Origin of the sequence: Hyphobacterium sp. (assembly GCF_965228115.1) — a bacterium.
In the GTDB taxonomy this organism is placed as follows: Bacteria; Pseudomonadota; Alphaproteobacteria; order Caulobacterales; family Maricaulaceae; genus Hyphobacterium.
In genome coordinates this window covers 1,706,440-1,722,127 of record NZ_OZ245794.1, presented here as the reverse complement: position 1 = coordinate 1,722,127, position 15,688 = coordinate 1,706,440, and the positions used below count along the sequence as shown (strand labels likewise).

The window sequence follows — 15,688 nt, the reverse complement described above, 5'->3', positions numbered from 1 at the left end:
TCTATAGGAATACGCGGCGGGCGAAGTGTTGGATTATTCAGGTTCAACGCGGCGGAAGATGGGCTCGTAACTAGGAAGCCGCACCAATTCTGGTGGGCTGTATCCGACCCGGCCCTGTGAAGCGTCTGAATGATAGGCAGACTCGTCCCTTAACCCCTCGGGTTGGCATTCAGTCGTAGCAAGTATCATCTGCCGCAGGTCGGGTAAGTCGTCCAAAATTCGTTCCGGCAAGCTATGAAGCTCCGCACCAATCTGCTGGGCCAGCAACACACAATCTGCGCTTAATGCCGGTTCGAAAGATCGAACGCGTTCAATTGCCAAGTCACTTTGCGATCTGAATGCCGTAACGGCATACCAGAACGGCGTGTCGTAGCCGCCCCGCCAAAGCCGGGATTCTAAGGCGGTCTGGTTATCGTAGATGCAAAGGGCGTATGGTTCCGCGTCCGTGAGCGGCCCACGCGCGATCCATTCCGCTGTGGCTTGAGGATGTCCGGCGGCGGCGAGCTGCCTGATGACTTCCTGATCGCCATACTCGTCCTCCAGAGCTGCGCAATCTGATGGAATCCGCATCCCGGTGCCGCTTTCTATAAACCCCAAACCTTCATAATCGAGGGTCGGAAGAACTCGAACCATCCACCAAACTGCTTCAGGATGGTCTCGCCAGGACGCCATGCGAATTAATGAGGCAGCCTGAGCTCTGATATCGGCATTTGCATGATCAATGTAGGATATACCCAGCTCGTATAGTGCGTGATTACATTCGAGGTGGAACTGTATTTTCCGTTCTCGGATCTCGCGATAATCCGCCAGCCAGAGATTGTTTTCGAACAGAACCGGATTTGGAATTGGGCCGATAATGTCGCGGCAGGGCAATAGCGCATCGCGTCGGGCCCAGAACAGCGGATCGCCCATCAGGCCGGTCGCATATATGGCCCGGTTGATGTATCGCCGAAAGCGATCGGCTGTGCCGTTCGATCTCCAGACGTCAGAGTTGATCGCCAAACCGGATCCGGCATTGCTGCCGCTAATCGTTCCGCATTCGCCTGACTCATCCAGCGCTGCCGCCGCAATCCAGGCGTTTCCGGCCCCTAATTCTGCATAGCGGTTTAAATCGGCCAGAATACGGTCGCAGTCCAAACCATATTCAAGGTCGTAAAGCGTGTCGCTGGCATCAGCGTTCACATTTCTCAAGAAATGGCTCTGGTCAGGATAAACGCGGTTCAAATCATAAAAAATGAAGAGCCCAATCAGGCTTAAAGCCCCGGCGAGAATCAAAAGCGACACCCCCAACCGCATCAATCCGCGAAGCAGAAACGAAACAATCCCCATGGGTCAAACTCTAGCCAGGGTTGCTTTGCGTGTCTTGAGGGATTGCGGTGGGTCCGCTCCCGCAGCTTGTCCTGATATTCCTCACGAAAAATCCCTACTGCCCTCTCTTTTCGGGTTTTCTCTCCTTGTGTTGCAAGGCTAATCTCCCGGCAGGGGGAGTTTACCATGAAGCGAGTGTTGGCGGGATTGGTTGCGGGGTTGTGTCTGACGACACCGGTGTGGGCGTGTGACAATGACGATGCCGACGGGGCGGATATCGGCCTGGTTCTGTCCGGGGGCGGGGCCTTTGCGAACACGCATATCGGCGTCATCCGCGTGCTGGAAGAAGAAGGCGTTCCGGTGCACTGCATTGTCGGCACGTCCATGGGCTCGGTGGTCGGCGGGCTCTATGCCGCCGGGTATACGCCGGATGAAATGCGCGCCGAGTTTGAAGCCGCCGACTGGCCGCAGCTGATTACCAATACGCTTAGCCGCGAAGACCTGCCCTATCGCGAGAAGGACCGTCAGGACGAGTATTATTCCGACTATGTCGCCGGTTGGGGCGAAAACGGCCTGATCCTGCCGTCCAGCGTCACGACGCTGCGGGGCCTGCAGGGCTATTACCGTGATCTCCTCGATGAAGCACCGCCGAGCTTTGATTTTGACGATCTGCCCATCCCCTATCGGGCCGTGGCAACCGATTTGGGCACCGGTCAGGCGGTTATTCTGGGCGAGGGCGATATCGTCGAGGCCATGCTGGCGTCGATGTCCGTGCCGGGGTTGTTTGATCCGCGGGAGATTAATGGTCGGCTTTTGATTGATGGCGGCATGTCCAAGCAATTGCCCGTCGATGTGGCCCGCGATATGGGCGCAGACATCATCATTGTCGTCGACACCACCGTCGAGCCGGGAGAGCCTCCGGCCCGTCCTTCCGTGGTTCAAGTTGCCCAGCAACTGGTCCAGGTGCAGGTCTGGTTGAACCGGACGGAACAGGCTGAATTGCTGTCCGAGCGCGATATTCTGATCCGGCCGGATCTGACGGGCCTTTCGACTGGCGCCTTCGAGCGTGCGGGGGAGGGTTTTGACAGCGGTCTGGTGGCCGCCGAACCCTTCCGTCCGCGCATGGCAGAGATCGCCGCAATTGCCGCGCCGGCCCTGGACCGGCCGGACGCCCTGAATGCGCGGGCCGCGGGCGGCGCCCGCCTTGTCACCGCCATCAATGTCGAGAATGAAACGATTGTTTCCGATGCCATGATCGCCGACCGTTTCGGGATCGAGCCGGGCGATACGGTCTCCCGCGCGGATATACGCGAGGGTCTGATCGAGGTGGCCGGACTGGACACATTCGGTGCGATTGATGCCGGTTTCGAGGCCGATGGTACGCTCACCCTGCGCACCGAAGAGCGTCCGCTCGGGCGCAACCTGTTTCAGGCGGGGATCACGCTCGCTAGCACGCTTGACCAGGATTCCCGCTATATTCTCCGGGCCCGCTATACGCGCTCGCCTGCCAACGCCTCCGGGGCGCAATTCTCGCTGAATGGGGCTATCGGGTCGGAAATCGAAGCCAGTGCGGAATGGCATCAGCCGCTGGGCCGTGGCGGGCGGTTTTTCATCGATTTGCATGGCGGCTATCGCGGCGAACCCATCCCGCTTGATTTTGCCGGTCTCCGCCTTGATGAATACTGGGCCACGCAATGGTTCGCGGGTGCCAGTGTCGGCCGGGATTTCGGCCGCTGGGGCAATATAACGCTCAATGCGGTCTATCGTGATGCCCATTATGATACGCGGTTCGCCCTCATTCCAGACAGCACGGATATCGACCTTGTCTCTGGGGAAGTGGGTGTCGCTTTTGAGCTCGATACGCTTGATCACCCCGATTTCCCGACCAGCGGCCACCGTGTCGTTGCGGATGCGCGGCTGGTGAGGAATATCGATGCAGAACCGTCGGCTGATATCGAGGAGGGCGATTTCGAGCGATATCAGCTCCGTGGCGAGCAGGCCTTCGGTTTTGGCCGCTGGGGCGGGCTGGTCCGGCTGGAAGGCGGGCAAACCGACAATCACGGCGATAATCTTGAAGCCCTTTTCTTCCTGGGTGGTTTCCGGAATCTGACGGCTATTGGTGAACGCCAACTTCCGAATAATGACTATACCCTGGTTGCGCTGGAGACCTATCGCCGCCTCACGCCTTCTGATGCGGTCGGAGCAATCCCGATCTGGGTGGGTCTATTGGCGGAATATGGCGAGTTCGAGTTGGACCTCGGGGACGGCAGTATATTCGTGGGCCACACCTCCTCGCTGACGGGGTACGCTGCCGTAAATACGCTCATAGGTCCGGCCTTCTTTGGTGTCGGAATTGGGGACAATGATGACCGGACGATATTTCTGTATATCGGACGCGAATTCTGATGCTATCGGATCTTATCCGAAGGCCCTTTTGAGAATTTCCTCGCACCAGAAGGGGACGGTCTGCGTCGCTTTGCCATAGCGCGAGAAAGCGAAATTATGCCCGCTTTCACCCGGGTCGAGCGCCAGCTCCCAGGTTTCGGCGCCGTTTCGCGCGGCCTCTTGCGCAAAGCCGGCTGCGGGCCAGACGGCGCCGGAAGTGCCAATGGCGGCAAAGTGCGTGACGGTTGCCAGCCGGTCGGCGATTTCCTCCATGCCGATGGGAATTTCGCCAAACCAGACGACGTGCGGCCGTAACGTCCCTTCGCGTCCGCACGCGGTGCAGGATTGGGTGATGGCAAGGTCGCTTCTGCAATCCTGAAGGTCGCCGCAGGCATTACAGCGGGATTTCAATAATTCGCCATGCATGTGGATCAGGCGTTCTGACCCGGCCCTTTCGTGCAGATCATCAATGTTTTGCGTGACCAGCGAAAACTTACCGCCGAGCCTGATCCAGGCCGCCTCCAGCCGGGCCAGGGCGGTGTGGGCCGCATTGTGTGACGCGTCGAGGAGGCCCTTCCGGCGGAGATTGTAGAACTCATGCACGGCGATGGGGTCTTCGGCGAACCCCTCCGGGCTGGCCAGTTCTTGCCAGTCAAACTTCGCCCAGATGCCGTCGGTATCGCGAAACGTGCCAAGCCCGGATTCCGCAGAGATGCCCGACCCGGTGAGGATGAAAAGAGAGGGTGTCATGGGATCAGTCTGACGGCGTCCAGGGCCGACGCCAACCATCTTGTCTTACCCTGCCGCCTCTTCAATCTCATGCATGTCCTCATCGGATAGACCAAAATGATGCCCGATCTCGTGCACCAGAACATGGGCGATCAGAAATTTCAGGCTGACATCGCCGCGCTCCTGCCATTCGGCCAGGATCGGAAGGCGGTAGAGCCAGACCTGATCCGGCAACACCATAGGGTCGCCAAAGGATTTCTGGGTCAGATCGACCCCATGATACAGGCCCGAGAGCTGGTAGGGATTACTCATCCCGAAATAATCGAGAATATCTTTGTCCGCTAAGTCTGCCACGCGGATCGAGACATTGCCGCACATAAGCCGGAAAGGTGCCGGCAGCTCGTTGAAGGCCTGTTCGGCCAGATCGGCGAAGGTGTCGATATCGGGAAGGGCGTGCATGGGGACTTAATTGGGAGGCGCGGAGCCAAATACCAGACGCTCGCTTGATTTTGGAACACATGTGGAACATTGTGCCGGGATGGATATGGCTCCGCTCGCTTCTGCCGCCAATCCGGCGATTGACGATGCGCGCTTGTTAACGCGCGGGGCGGCGCGCCTGCTTTACGATATGGGCTATATCGCCATCCCCGAATTTTCCTTAAAGACCGGACGCCGGGCGGATCTCTTTGCAATCGGCCCGAAGGGCGAAATGACGGTGGTGGAGATCAAGTCCGGCATGGCGGATTTCCGGGCGGACAATAAGTGGATGGAATATTGGGGCTGGTGTGACCGGCTTTATTTTGCCGTCTCCGACCGCTTTCCGCAGGATGTTTTGCCCAATGAGGCCGGCCTCATCATTGCGGACGGGTTTGGCGCGGCGATCGTGCGGGAAAGTCCGCACGACCCCATCAATGCGGCGCGGCGTAAATCGGTCATGTTGCGCTTTGCCCGCACCGCTGCTGAACGGCTGGGCCGGCTGGGCGAGCCCTAACGCGGCGCGCGCTTTGCCAGAATACGCTGAAGGGTGCGGCGGTGCATGTTCAAGCGGCGCGCGGTTTCAGAGACATTGTGATCGCAGAGCTCAAACACGCGCTGGATATGCTCCCATCGGATACGGTCAGCCGACATCGGATTGTCTGGCGGGGCAGGCTTGTCGCCCGGTGAAAGCAGGGCTTTGACCACATCGTCGGCATCCGCCGGCTTGGCAAGGTAATCGATCGCGCCGGATTTAACGGCGGCCACGGCGGTGGCGATATTGCCATACCCCGTCAGCATGACGGCCCGGCAATCGTCTCTGGAGGCATGGAGAGCTTTCACCACGTCCAGCCCGTCGCCGTCTTCCAGCCGCAAATCCACGACGGCGAAGGCCGGTGGATTGCCACGGGCGATTTCCATCGCTTCCGAGACGGTTCCGACCGCAGACACGATGAAGCCGCGGCTGGTCATGGCGCGGCCAAGACGGGTTCTGAATGGCGCATCATCGTCCACGATCAAGAGAGATTTGTCTTCCGGGAGGTCGAGAGGCGTATCGGTCATGTGTTCAACCTATTGTACTTAAACATCTTCATAGTCGGCTTCGCTCCCGGCTTCCACCCGGTTACGCGGCCATTCGATCTGGACGAGCGCCCCGCCCAATTCGCCGCCATTGGCGAAACGGGCCCCGCCGCCCAGGCGCTCGATCATCGTGATGGCGATGAAGGTGCCCAGACCCAGACCGCCACCAACCTGACCGTTGCGCAGGGATATATAGGGTTCACCGATCCGGCCAAGGATTTCAGGTGCAATACCCTGTCCATTATCATTGATGATTACGCGGACGGTGTCGTGGGTCCATTCGCCTTCGATCACGACCTTGTCTCTTGCAAATTCGACGGCATTCTCGACAAGATTCCCGAGGCCATAAAGGATCTCCGGTAGCCGGCTGAGCATGGGTTCGGAGCCTTCCCCGTCGGTTCTCAGCGTGATGCTCACACCGAGCCCTCTAACGGGGGCGCAAACTTCATCCAGCGCATCACGCAGTCCGATGCGGTCATGTACCTTGTCACGGGCCTCGCGCTGGGCGGACAGGCGCTGGAGAATGTCGCGGCAGCGCTTGGACTGGGACACCAGCAGTTCGGCATCTTCTTTCAATGCCTCATCTTTGGCATCGCGGGCAATTTCCTTGGCCGTCAGCTGGATGGTGGCGAGGGGCGTGCCCAGCTCGTGAGCGGCCGCAGCAGCGAGCGATCCCACAGCCGACAATTTCTGCTCCCGGCTGAGAATGGCCTGGGTTGCGGCCAGGGCAGCCCCCATGCGCCTTGCTTCCTGGCCAATGCGCCAGGCATAGGCGGCGGTGAAGGCAACCGCGATCACAAAGGCGATGCCCAACCCCGCCTCGTAAAGCAGCGGGAGTTGCAAGGTTTCGCCATCGACCCAGGGCAGGGGCAAGGCAAAGCTGGCCATGGCGATCATGCCGAGCAGTGCCAGGCTTCCGATGCCAAGCGCATAACGGGGCGGAAGCGCGGCCACACCGATGGTGACCGGTGCCACGATCATAACCACAAACGGGTTCTGCAATCCGCCTGTGAGGACCAGAAGCAGGCTGAGCTGCAACACATCGAAGGCGAGTTGTACAAAGGCTTCATGATGTGAGGTGAGCCGCTGGATATCGCGCGTGATCACCAGAACGATGTTGAGAAAGGCGCTCGCCGCGACAACAATACCGCACATGATCAGCGGCAGCTCGAACCCCAGCAACAGGCTGACGAACAGCAAGGTAAATCCCTGCCCGGCCACGGCCAGCCAGCGCAGCACGATGAGCGTGCGCAGCCGGACCCGTCCGAAAAAAGGCGCCACGCCGGGCGGCGGGGCATTCTGGGTCAGATCATATGCGTTCGACATGGTTATTCCCTATATCGCGCTCTTCATGGCGCTGACCAGCCGGGTGTAGTTGCTGCATTGCACAATTTGCCAGACAGGTTCATCTTCCCCCTCCCTGTTCTGGAGGATTGCGTGAAGAGTAGGTCCGGATTGCCAATATGGGCTTTGCCGCTTGTGGCGGGGCTGGGCGTGTTGGTTCTGGTGTTTGCCGGATTGATGATATTTGAACCACGGCAGACGGTCCGGTCCGGAGACGTGGTGACGTCGGGCCGCGCCGATGTTGGCGGACCGTTCACGCTGGTTGACCACACCGGTGCGACAGTCACCGAGGCTGATTTTGCGGGCCGCCCCATGCTGATCTATTTCGGCTTTACCTATTGCCCGGATATCTGCCCTTTCTCCTTGCAGGTCATGGCAGCGGCTCTGGATGAATTGCCGGAAGACCAGCGTGATGACTTTCAGAACATTCTGATCACTGTGGATCCGGAGCGCGATACGCCGGAACAGCTGGCAATGTATATCGATAGCCCTGCCTTTCCGGCGAATCTGATTGGTTTGACCGGTACGCCGGAGGCGATCGCGGACGTCGCGAATTCCTATCGGGTGGTCTACCGCCGTGTATTGGAGGAAGGCGCGCCGGAGGACACCTATACGATGGATCACACGTCGCTGATCTATTTGATGGACCGGAACGGGGAATTTCACAGCGTGTTCTCGCACGGGACACCGCCAGCACGGCTGGCACAGGGATTACAAGACTTCCTTGAGGAAAGCCCGGGATAATCCGGGGAGAGATTTACGGACTGGGCCCGGGACAGGCGCAGGGGAAAGGACAATTTATGCTCTACTCCATGTATGAGCTCAGCCGGCTGGCCATGACACCATGGCGGGCGGCAGCCAACGCAACGCGGCGAACCTTGCGAGCTCCGTGGAACCCTATGGGCGACACGTTGGCCGGACGGGCGACTGCGGCGGCGGCTGACGTGTTCGAATCGATGACGCGAAAGTATGGCAAACCCGATTGGGGCCTGCCCTTTACGCTTATCGACGGTGTCGCTGTGCCGGTGGAAACGGAAAGTGTCTGGTCGTCGCCGTGGTGTGATTTGATTCACTTCAAGCGGCTCAACGCGCCGGAAGATCAGCCCAAAGTTCTGTTTGTTGCGCCCATGTCCGGGCATTACGCTACGCTTTTGCGGGGAACGGTTTCGGCTTTTCTTCCAGATCATGAGGTTTACATCACAGACTGGGCGGATGCCGGCATGGTGCCGGTGTCTGAAGGGCGCTTCGACCTCAATGATTTCATCGATCATGTCGCAGACATGATCCGAGCGATTGGCGAAGGCGTGCATGTGGTGGCGGTTTGCCAACCCGGCCCGCCAACGCTGGCCGCCATTGCGCTGATGGCAGAGGACGACGATCCGATGCGGCCAGCCTCGATGACCTATATGGGGTCGCCGATCGATACGCGTCTGTCCCCGACCGTGCCCAACAAGCTGGCGGAAGAAAAGCCCTTCGACTGGTTCGAGAAGAACGCCATTCATACGGTTCCCGCCCCGTATCCCGGAGCTTTGCGCCGGGTCTATCCGGGCTTCCTTCAGCTGTCGGGTTTCATGCAGATGAATTGGGAGCGCCATGTCGATGCGCACTGGCAGTTCTTCAATCACCTCGTGGATGGCGATGGCGACAATGCTGAGAAGCACCGCTCCTTTTATGATGAATATCTCTCGGTCATGGATCTGACCGAGGAGTTTTATCTGCAGACCATTCGCGATGTGTTCCAGGAGCACAAACTGCCGCGCGGCCTGTTGGAGCACCGCGGCCGCAAGGTGGATCCGTCCGCCATCACAGATGTCGCGCTTTTGACGGTTGAAGGCGAGAATGACGATATTTCCGGCGTCGGTCAGACCCAGGCCGCCCATGCGCTGTGCACCAATATCCCTAAATCCAAACAGGTCGATTGGGTGCAGCCCAAAGTTGGTCATTATGGCGTCTTCAACGGGCGGCGGTTTGAACACGAAATCGCTCCGCGCATGAAGTCATTCATGGCCAAGCATGGCGGCTAGTCTGGCCTCGGACTTTCGTCAGGATGTTTTAATCAATTTACTAAACCAGTTGATTAATTAACTTATTGGTTTAATATAGCCTCGTCATGACTGATGCGGAACTCGATACCACTTTCGCCGCCTTGTCGAACAGCACAAGGCGCGCAATTCTTGCGCGGTTGGCAGAAGGTGATGCCACGGTAAACGAGTTGGCAAAACCGTTTGATATGAGCTTGCCGGCTATATCGAAGCATCTTCGTGTCCTTGAACGGGCGGGCTTGATCTCGCGCAGGAAAAACGCGCAGTTCCGACCTTGCACTATGAACGCCGCGCCGCTGGCGGGTGTTGCAAGTTGGGCCGAAAAATACCGTCCGATCTGGCAGGCTCGTTTTGATGCCATGGGCGAGGAAATTCGAAAAATCGAGGAATTAGCCAATGAGTGAATCGCAATCCTGGGTGCAGATTGAACGTGAAATCGACGCGAGAATTGAAACTGTTTGGGCGATGTGGACCGATCCTGATCTCTTCAAGCGCTGGTATGGACCGAAGGGTATAACGATCCCTGTGGTGGAGATGGATGTCAGGGTTGGCGGCAAACGCAAGATTGGCATGGAGATGCAACGGCCTGACGGGGTAATGGCCATGTGGTTCACGGGAATTTACAAAGAAGTCTCTGCGCCCAGCAGGCTGGTTTATACCGAAGCGATGTGTACAGCGGATGGAACATTGATCCCGCCCGCAAGCATGGGCATGCCAGAAGGAACGCCCGACTTTACCGAAGTCAGAGTGGAATTGTCGGAAGCAGATGGCAGAACGCTCATGAAAATGACTCATATCGGTGTGCCGGAAGGTAGCGCAGGGGAAGGTGGCTGGAACCAGGCAATCGATAAACTGGTCACGCTGGCAACATCATCGAACTAACGCTTGATCGAACAGAAGGTTTGGCGGGTTGATATCACGGCTTAGCGTCTGGCTCTCGTAATCACCGAAAACACCCACCCCCCCAGCGCTCCGCCAATCGCGGCGAAGGCAATTCCTGCAGGCTCACTTATGGACGGGACGACCGTATCGCCCAGCAATTGATACTGCAGAAGGGTCACAGCAGTGAGTGCCGCAGCACTGCCCAGATAACCGCCCAAAACAAATGCCATTGAACGAAAACCGCCAATCAGATGCGCTGTCCACCGCGCCAAAGGCAGGGCCAGTAAAAACCCGATCGCAGTGACGAGAATAAAGGCAAAGGCAAAGCCGGCCAGGTCATCCCGGGTTGCTTGAAACCGGGCGGACAAGGGAATGCTGGCACCCAGATCGATCAGGTTTTGCATGGCGATCTGCGTTGCCAGAACGCTGGTGCACAACCCAGCCGTCACAGTGGCCAGAATATAGGCAATGAGAATTCTAGTCAGTTTTGCCATTTCAAAATTCCGATCCTGCGCTATCTAAGATGCAAACTAGAGCACAGCTTGAAGGATAACACCCATGTGGCTTCGTACCGCTTTACTTGCTTCTGCTTTTGCTGGCGCCGCTTCGGCTCAGGACGCGTTCGAGAATACCCCCTTTGATGGCAGCGTGGATATTGTTGCGGCCGGGTTGGAACATCCCTGGTCGATCGCATTTCTGCCGAACGGGGATTATCTGGTCACCGAGCGGACAGGTGCGGTGCGCCTGATCACATCTGAGGGCCTTCAGGATGCGCCGGTCGCGGGCGCGCCGGCAGCGCATTCCACCCGTCAGGGCGGTATGATGGATGTGGTGCTCCATCCGGCCTTTGACACCAATCAGCTGGTTTATCTCACCCATGCCACAGGTACTGACGAGGATAGCCGCCTGTCGATCAGCCGCGCCCGGTATGAAGACGGGGTCTTCCACGATGTCGAGACGATTTTTACCAGCGATATCGGCAATGATACGGGCGGTCATTATGGCGGACGCCTGGCCTTCCTGCCGGATGGCACCTTCATCGTCGGCTATGGCGATGGCTCGCGCTATCGCGAGCAATCCCAGGACCCGTCCAATCATTACGGCACCACCATTCGCCTGAATGCCGATGGGGCCATTCCGTCGGACAATCCGGAAATCGCGAATGGCGCGCCGGGTGTTTATTCCTGGGGGCACCGGAATCCGCAGGGCATGATCTATGACCCTGAAACCAACCGGATCATTTCCCACGAGCATGGTCCGCGCGGCGGTGATGAGATCAACATCGTTGAGCCGGGCGTGAATTTTGGCTGGCCGGTCGTGACCTATGGCACCGAATATTCAGGCGCGGTCATAACGCCTTTGCGCACCCATGAGGGCATGCGCGATGCGATCCATGTCTGGGAAACCTCTATCGCTCCGGCCGGCATGACGCTCTATCGCGGCGACATGTTCCCGGAGTGGAATGGAGATTTGCTCATCGCCGCTCTGCAGAATGGAGATGCCAATACGGTGTCCGGCCATCTGCGCATTGTCGAGATGGAAGACGGCGAGCCCGCCGGCCAGATCGTCACGCTGGGCGAAGAGGAATCGCGCATCCGCGATGTCCGTACCGCCCCCGATGGCAGCGTTTACGTTCTGACCGATCATGGCTCAAACGGCCGGGTCTTGCGCCTGTCGCGCTAGTCGTCTGTTGTATCAGGCGGGATCGCTGAAATGGTGATCCCCGCTGCCTCATAATCGATGGTGCCCGCCTCGGCCTGTGCCACAAGATCGCCCACACTCAGTGGCGTCTCGGGGGCAATCCGGACTTCGACGCTGCCGCCATTGGCAATGAAGCTGGTCATGGCGGGCGAGAATTCCGCGAGCAGTGGACGCGGAATCTCCGCAGGTGCGCCCAGCGTTGCCAGAGCAATCATGCCACCTGCCTGCTGGCGCAGCGTTTCCTTTGGCACGCCTTGTGTCGCGGAAGCGGCTGTAAGCGCCCGGTCGAGCAATGACAGATCCTCCAGGCGGAAGACGAAACTATTCAGCACCAGCGGTTCCAGCATGGCCATCACCTGGGACGGATCAGGCTCGGCCTGATAGCCCATTTGCAGGGCCTGCATCGAGTAAGCGAGAATGCCGGACACATCGCTTTCAACCTCCACGCGGAAGCCATCGCGCATCTCGAAATAATTCTCGCCGGTTGTGTAGCCGCGATCCGCTTCGCGCTCATAGACCGATGCGCCGGCGGAGACGAATTCCAGCTGTTGGTAGCCCATAAGGCCCAGGCCCAGCGCCATCTGGGCCCCCAGGGTGTAATTCGTGTCCGGGGCAATAATCAGCGGCGTCATGGCGCTTTCCGACACCAGGTTTCCGCCGTCATTCCGTGTGGAGGCTGTCAGCTCATCCAGGGTAATGACGACCCCGCCAATATTGGCATCAAGCCCCCGGATTGCCGCGCTTTCAAAAGAATTGAGCGGATCGAAATCTTCCGGCACTTCCGGAATGTCGGCAGTGATATCCTCATTGGGTACGTCCGCCGAGAAGGCGGCACCCGCCAGCGCCATCTGTGCGACGAATGGATAGGTCATGGCCTCCCCAATATTCGAGGCGGAGACCTCATCGAGTGAAAGCTCGATGATTCCGACCTCATCGTCTTCGCCATTGATGGCAAAATTGGTCAGCTCGAACAGGCCGACCGCATAATTACCGAGGTCCTCGATTGCGAACCGGTCGAAGCCGACCGTGAACGTATTCCCGTCCTCGGTCCCTGTCAGAGACAAGCCTTCAACCGTCAAAAGACCATAGGTCCAGTCTTGCGGACTATCGCCGTCATTGCCTTCTTCGCCCGAGAAGCTTTCGGCAACGGCCATCACCATGGCTGCATTGGGTTGTTCAATGACGACCTGGCCAATGCTGCCATCTGTATCGTCATCATTGACGCCAATGCCGATCGTTGAAATGGCGAGACGATCAAAGATCACATTGCCGTCGGCATCGAAACGCGGTCCGGCGAGTGTCATGGTGTCTGCCGTCACCGAAACGGCAGCGTCCAGGGTGACGGTTTGATCCTGACGTGATTTCGGACCTTGCTGCGGCGGCTCCGTCGCTTCGGTCTCTACGGCAATTTCAGGCGTATCCTGATCACCCTCATACAGCACGAAAGTCAGACCGGTGAATGTGTAGACGCCATCCTCGAACGTGCGGCTGTCCCAGCTGACCGCTCCCTGGCCGGATTCCGCCAGATAAAGCGCTTCGAGCGCGCTGGCTGCCGTGGCCTCATCGACTTCCGTGATCGTGACTTCTCCGGAAGGCGAGTCATTGCCACACGCCACAAGTGCGATCGCGGCCACAGAAAGGGTGAATGCATGTTTCATGGATATTCCCCGGTCGGTTTGATGTCGGCATTGAAGCCGGTGTTGTCTTTAACTGCCAGCGAAAAATGACGGCAGCATGGCTATCCTTCGCCCAGACCGATCCTTGATAGCAGCGAGGAGATCGGATCACGCCGCTCCTCTTCTTCAGTGGTCTGGGGAGCCGGCTCGGACCAGGTGGCCGGCACGTTGGCTTCCTGCGGAGCTTCACTCATGAAGGCCCGGTAGATCGCCGCTGGCGGCCCGGAGCCCGCAGCCCGGTCGGTGGGAGAGAAATCATCATTGCCGACCCAAACCGCCGCGGTCAGACCGCCGGTGTAACCGGCAATCCAGGCATCGCGATTATCATTCGTTGTGCCGGTTTTAGCACCGGTTACCAGGCCGGGCACGCTGGCTTGACGCGCGGTGCCGCTGCGTGCCGTGGTTTCCAGCATCTGCCGCATCCAGGACAGGGTACGCTGGTCCAGAACGGTTTCATCCAGGGGAATCTCCCGCTCCCAGAGGATGTCTCCGTCGACGGATTCGATCCGTTCAATGGCATGCATGTGGGCGCGGAAGCCACCATTGGCAAAGGCCGTATAGGCCGTCGCCAGCTCGATGGGGGTGACTTCGAAAGACCCCAAAGCCATGGACCGGTCGACGCGGATATTGCTTTCAATGCCCAGTCTTCGAGCCAATTGTGCGATGAAACCGCGACCGGTTTCTTCCGCAACCCGTGCTGCCACCACGTTAGAGGAGCGCGCAAAGGCGGTTTCCAGCGTCATCGGGCCCAGATACTCGTCATTGTAATTTTCCGGCGACCAGTTGCCCCAAGCAATGGGGAAGTCATCTCGAACATCTTCGGGGCGGAGCCCGCCTTCAAAAGCAGCGGCATAGACAAAGGCCTTGAAGGCCGATCCCGGCTGGCGCTGAGCCAGCACCGCGCGGTTATAGGGGCTGGTGGCGTAGTCCACCCCACCGACCATGGCGCGAACCGCGCCGTTTCCTGAAAGCGCAATGAGCGCGGCCTGATCGGCACCCCGCGCCTGTTCCGGATCGGTCATTATGGCGGTAATGGCCCGTTCCGCGGCCCGCTGTGCATCAATATCAAGTGTTGTGAAAACAACGATGTCGGTTTCCCGGTCACCCGCGAGTTCGCGGGCGTCCTCACCAATCCAGTCGATGAAATATCCCGACCCTGGCGTAGACGCCGCGCGGGCGACACGGATGGGGGTCTCAGCCGCGTTGATCCGCTCGTCTTCAGTGATCCGGCCGGTCTGATACATCAAATCCAGCACGACCGTTGCGCGGGCGCCGGCCCGTTCCAGGTCGCTGGCAGGTGAAAAACGGGAAGGCGCTTTCAAGAGCCCGGCCAGAAGTGCCGCCTCGCCAAGAGAGACCTCGCGGGCGGACCGGCCGAAATAGCGCTGCGCGGCGGCTTCCACGCCATAGGCGCCGGCGCCGAAATAAACCCGGTCCAGGTAAAGCGCGAGAATTTCGTCTTTGGTAAACCGCTGTTCCAGCTGCCAGGCGAGCACCATTTCCTGAAGCTTGCGGACCATGGTGCGTTCCGAGCTCAGGAACAGATTCTTCGCCAGCTGCTGGGTGATGGTGGATCCGCCCTGGACAACGCGTCCGGCGCGCAAATTCGCCAGCATGGCGCGAGCAATTCCGCGCAGATCGATCCCCATGTGATCGTAGAAGCGCCGATCCTCAACAGCCAGCACGGCATCGACGAGATAGTCGGGCAATTCGTCGACACTCAGCGACGCCCCGCGGCTGGCGCCCCGGCGCGCAATGACCTGTCCATCCCGATCCAGATAAACCTCGCCGCCCAGGCGCGGTTGGCTCAATTCCAGCTCGGAGACGTTCGGTAAATCTCGGGTAATGGCGACCAGGAAGGCTGATGCGCCCAGAAACCCGATCAGCAGGACCGAGAACACCAGCCGGGCCCAGCCAAATCCCGACCCCATGCGGCGAGCGGGTGTGCTGCGCTGCGGAGCGGATCGTTTGCGCCAGGGCGCGGGGGGTTTACGGCGGCTCAAATTAAATCCCTTCCCATTCCGGGCTCAGGGTTAAACACTATCAGCTTGATCGCCTGACGGCGTT

15 protein-coding genes are annotated in these 15,688 nt (G+C 59.0%); 7 read left to right on the top strand and 8 right to left on the bottom strand.

Annotated elements, in window-relative coordinates; genetic code table 11:
- Positions 1–33: 33 nt before the first annotated feature.
- Entirely contained in the window at positions 34–1,329 is a 1,296-nt protein-coding gene (locus ACO079_RS08955; RefSeq protein ID WP_421789397.1) for a hypothetical protein, read from the bottom strand.
- Between the two features lie 165 nt (positions 1,330–1,494).
- Between ACO079_RS08955 and ACO079_RS08950 the strand changes: the two genes are divergently transcribed.
- Positions 1,495–3,714, top strand: coding sequence for a patatin-like phospholipase family protein (locus tag ACO079_RS08950; RefSeq protein ID WP_421789395.1), 2,220 nt, complete (start codon positions 1,495–1,497; stop codon positions 3,712–3,714).
- A gap of 12 nt (positions 3,715–3,726) precedes the next feature.
- On the opposite strand, the gene ACO079_RS08945 is transcribed toward ACO079_RS08950, so the two are convergent.
- Both ACO079_RS08945 and ACO079_RS08940 read right to left on the bottom strand, forming a co-directional pair.
- Positions 3,727–4,443, bottom strand: a complete 717-nt coding sequence (locus ACO079_RS08945; RefSeq protein WP_421789393.1) for an NAD-dependent deacylase — start codon at positions 4,441–4,443, stop codon at positions 3,727–3,729.
- Positions 4,444–4,488: 45 nt separating this feature from the next.
- Positions 4,489–4,881 (bottom strand): metallopeptidase family protein, encoded by a 393-nt coding sequence (locus ACO079_RS08940; RefSeq protein WP_421789391.1) that lies wholly within the window; start codon positions 4,879–4,881, stop codon positions 4,489–4,491.
- Between the two features lie 85 nt (positions 4,882–4,966).
- Between ACO079_RS08940 and ACO079_RS08935 the strand changes: the two genes are divergently transcribed.
- On the top strand, positions 4,967–5,413 hold the full coding sequence (locus ACO079_RS08935) for an MmcB family DNA repair protein (protein WP_421789389.1): 447 nt from the start codon (positions 4,967–4,969) through the stop codon (positions 5,411–5,413).
- Here ACO079_RS08935 and ACO079_RS08930 read toward each other — a convergent pair.
- Both ACO079_RS08930 and ACO079_RS08925 read right to left on the bottom strand, forming a co-directional pair.
- Positions 5,410–5,958, bottom strand: coding sequence for an ActR/PrrA/RegA family redox response regulator transcription factor (locus ACO079_RS08930; protein ID WP_421789388.1), 549 nt, complete (start codon positions 5,956–5,958; stop codon positions 5,410–5,412). The genes ACO079_RS08935 and ACO079_RS08930 overlap by 4 nt on opposite strands.
- Before the next feature lie 18 nt (positions 5,959–5,976).
- Positions 5,977–7,302, bottom strand: a complete 1,326-nt coding sequence (locus ACO079_RS08925; protein ID WP_421789386.1) for an ActS/PrrB/RegB family redox-sensitive histidine kinase — start codon at positions 7,300–7,302, stop codon at positions 5,977–5,979.
- Positions 7,303–7,413: 111 nt separating this feature from the next.
- On the opposite strand from ACO079_RS08925, the gene ACO079_RS08920 reads away from it, so the two are divergent.
- The 4 genes from ACO079_RS08920 to ACO079_RS08905 all read left to right on the top strand — a co-directional run bounded on the left by ACO079_RS08920 (position 7,414) and on the right by ACO079_RS08905 (position 10,244).
- Positions 7,414–8,064, top strand: coding sequence for an SCO family protein (locus ACO079_RS08920; protein ID WP_421789384.1), 651 nt, complete (start codon positions 7,414–7,416; stop codon positions 8,062–8,064).
- Between the two features lie 56 nt (positions 8,065–8,120).
- On the top strand, positions 8,121–9,344 hold the full coding sequence (locus ACO079_RS08915) for a polyhydroxyalkanoate depolymerase (RefSeq protein ID WP_421789382.1): 1,224 nt from the start codon (positions 8,121–8,123) through the stop codon (positions 9,342–9,344).
- 86 nt (positions 9,345–9,430) lie between these two features.
- Positions 9,431–9,766, top strand: coding sequence for an ArsR/SmtB family transcription factor (locus ACO079_RS08910; RefSeq protein WP_421789380.1), 336 nt, complete (start codon positions 9,431–9,433; stop codon positions 9,764–9,766).
- Positions 9,759–10,244, top strand: coding sequence for an SRPBCC family protein (locus ACO079_RS08905; RefSeq protein ID WP_421789378.1), 486 nt, complete (start codon positions 9,759–9,761; stop codon positions 10,242–10,244). The genes ACO079_RS08910 and ACO079_RS08905 overlap by 8 nt, the downstream gene beginning before the upstream one ends.
- A 41-nt stretch (positions 10,245–10,285) precedes the next feature.
- Here the strand turns inward: ACO079_RS08905 and ACO079_RS08900 are convergent, their stop codons facing one another.
- The gene (locus ACO079_RS08900) at positions 10,286–10,738 is read right to left on the bottom strand and encodes a hypothetical protein (RefSeq protein WP_421789377.1); all 453 of its coding nucleotides are present in this window, start codon (positions 10,736–10,738) and stop codon (positions 10,286–10,288) included.
- Positions 10,739–10,802: 64 nt separating this feature from the next.
- Between ACO079_RS08900 and ACO079_RS08895 the strand changes: the two genes are divergently transcribed.
- Complete coding sequence (locus tag ACO079_RS08895) at positions 10,803–11,927, top strand: PQQ-dependent sugar dehydrogenase (protein WP_421789375.1); 1,125 nt, start codon at positions 10,803–10,805, stop codon at positions 11,925–11,927.
- Here the strand turns inward: ACO079_RS08895 and ACO079_RS08890 are convergent.
- Together ACO079_RS08890 and ACO079_RS08885 are read right to left on the bottom strand one after the other, a co-directional pair.
- Positions 11,924–13,603, bottom strand: coding sequence for a hypothetical protein (locus ACO079_RS08890; protein ID WP_421789373.1), 1,680 nt, complete (start codon positions 13,601–13,603; stop codon positions 11,924–11,926). The genes ACO079_RS08895 and ACO079_RS08890 overlap by 4 nt on opposite strands.
- 80 nt (positions 13,604–13,683) lie before the next feature.
- A complete protein-coding gene (locus tag ACO079_RS08885; RefSeq protein ID WP_421789372.1) occupies positions 13,684–15,624 on the bottom strand; it encodes a transglycosylase domain-containing protein in 1,941 nt (646 codons plus the stop codon).
- Between the last annotated feature and the right edge of the window lie 64 nt (positions 15,625–15,688).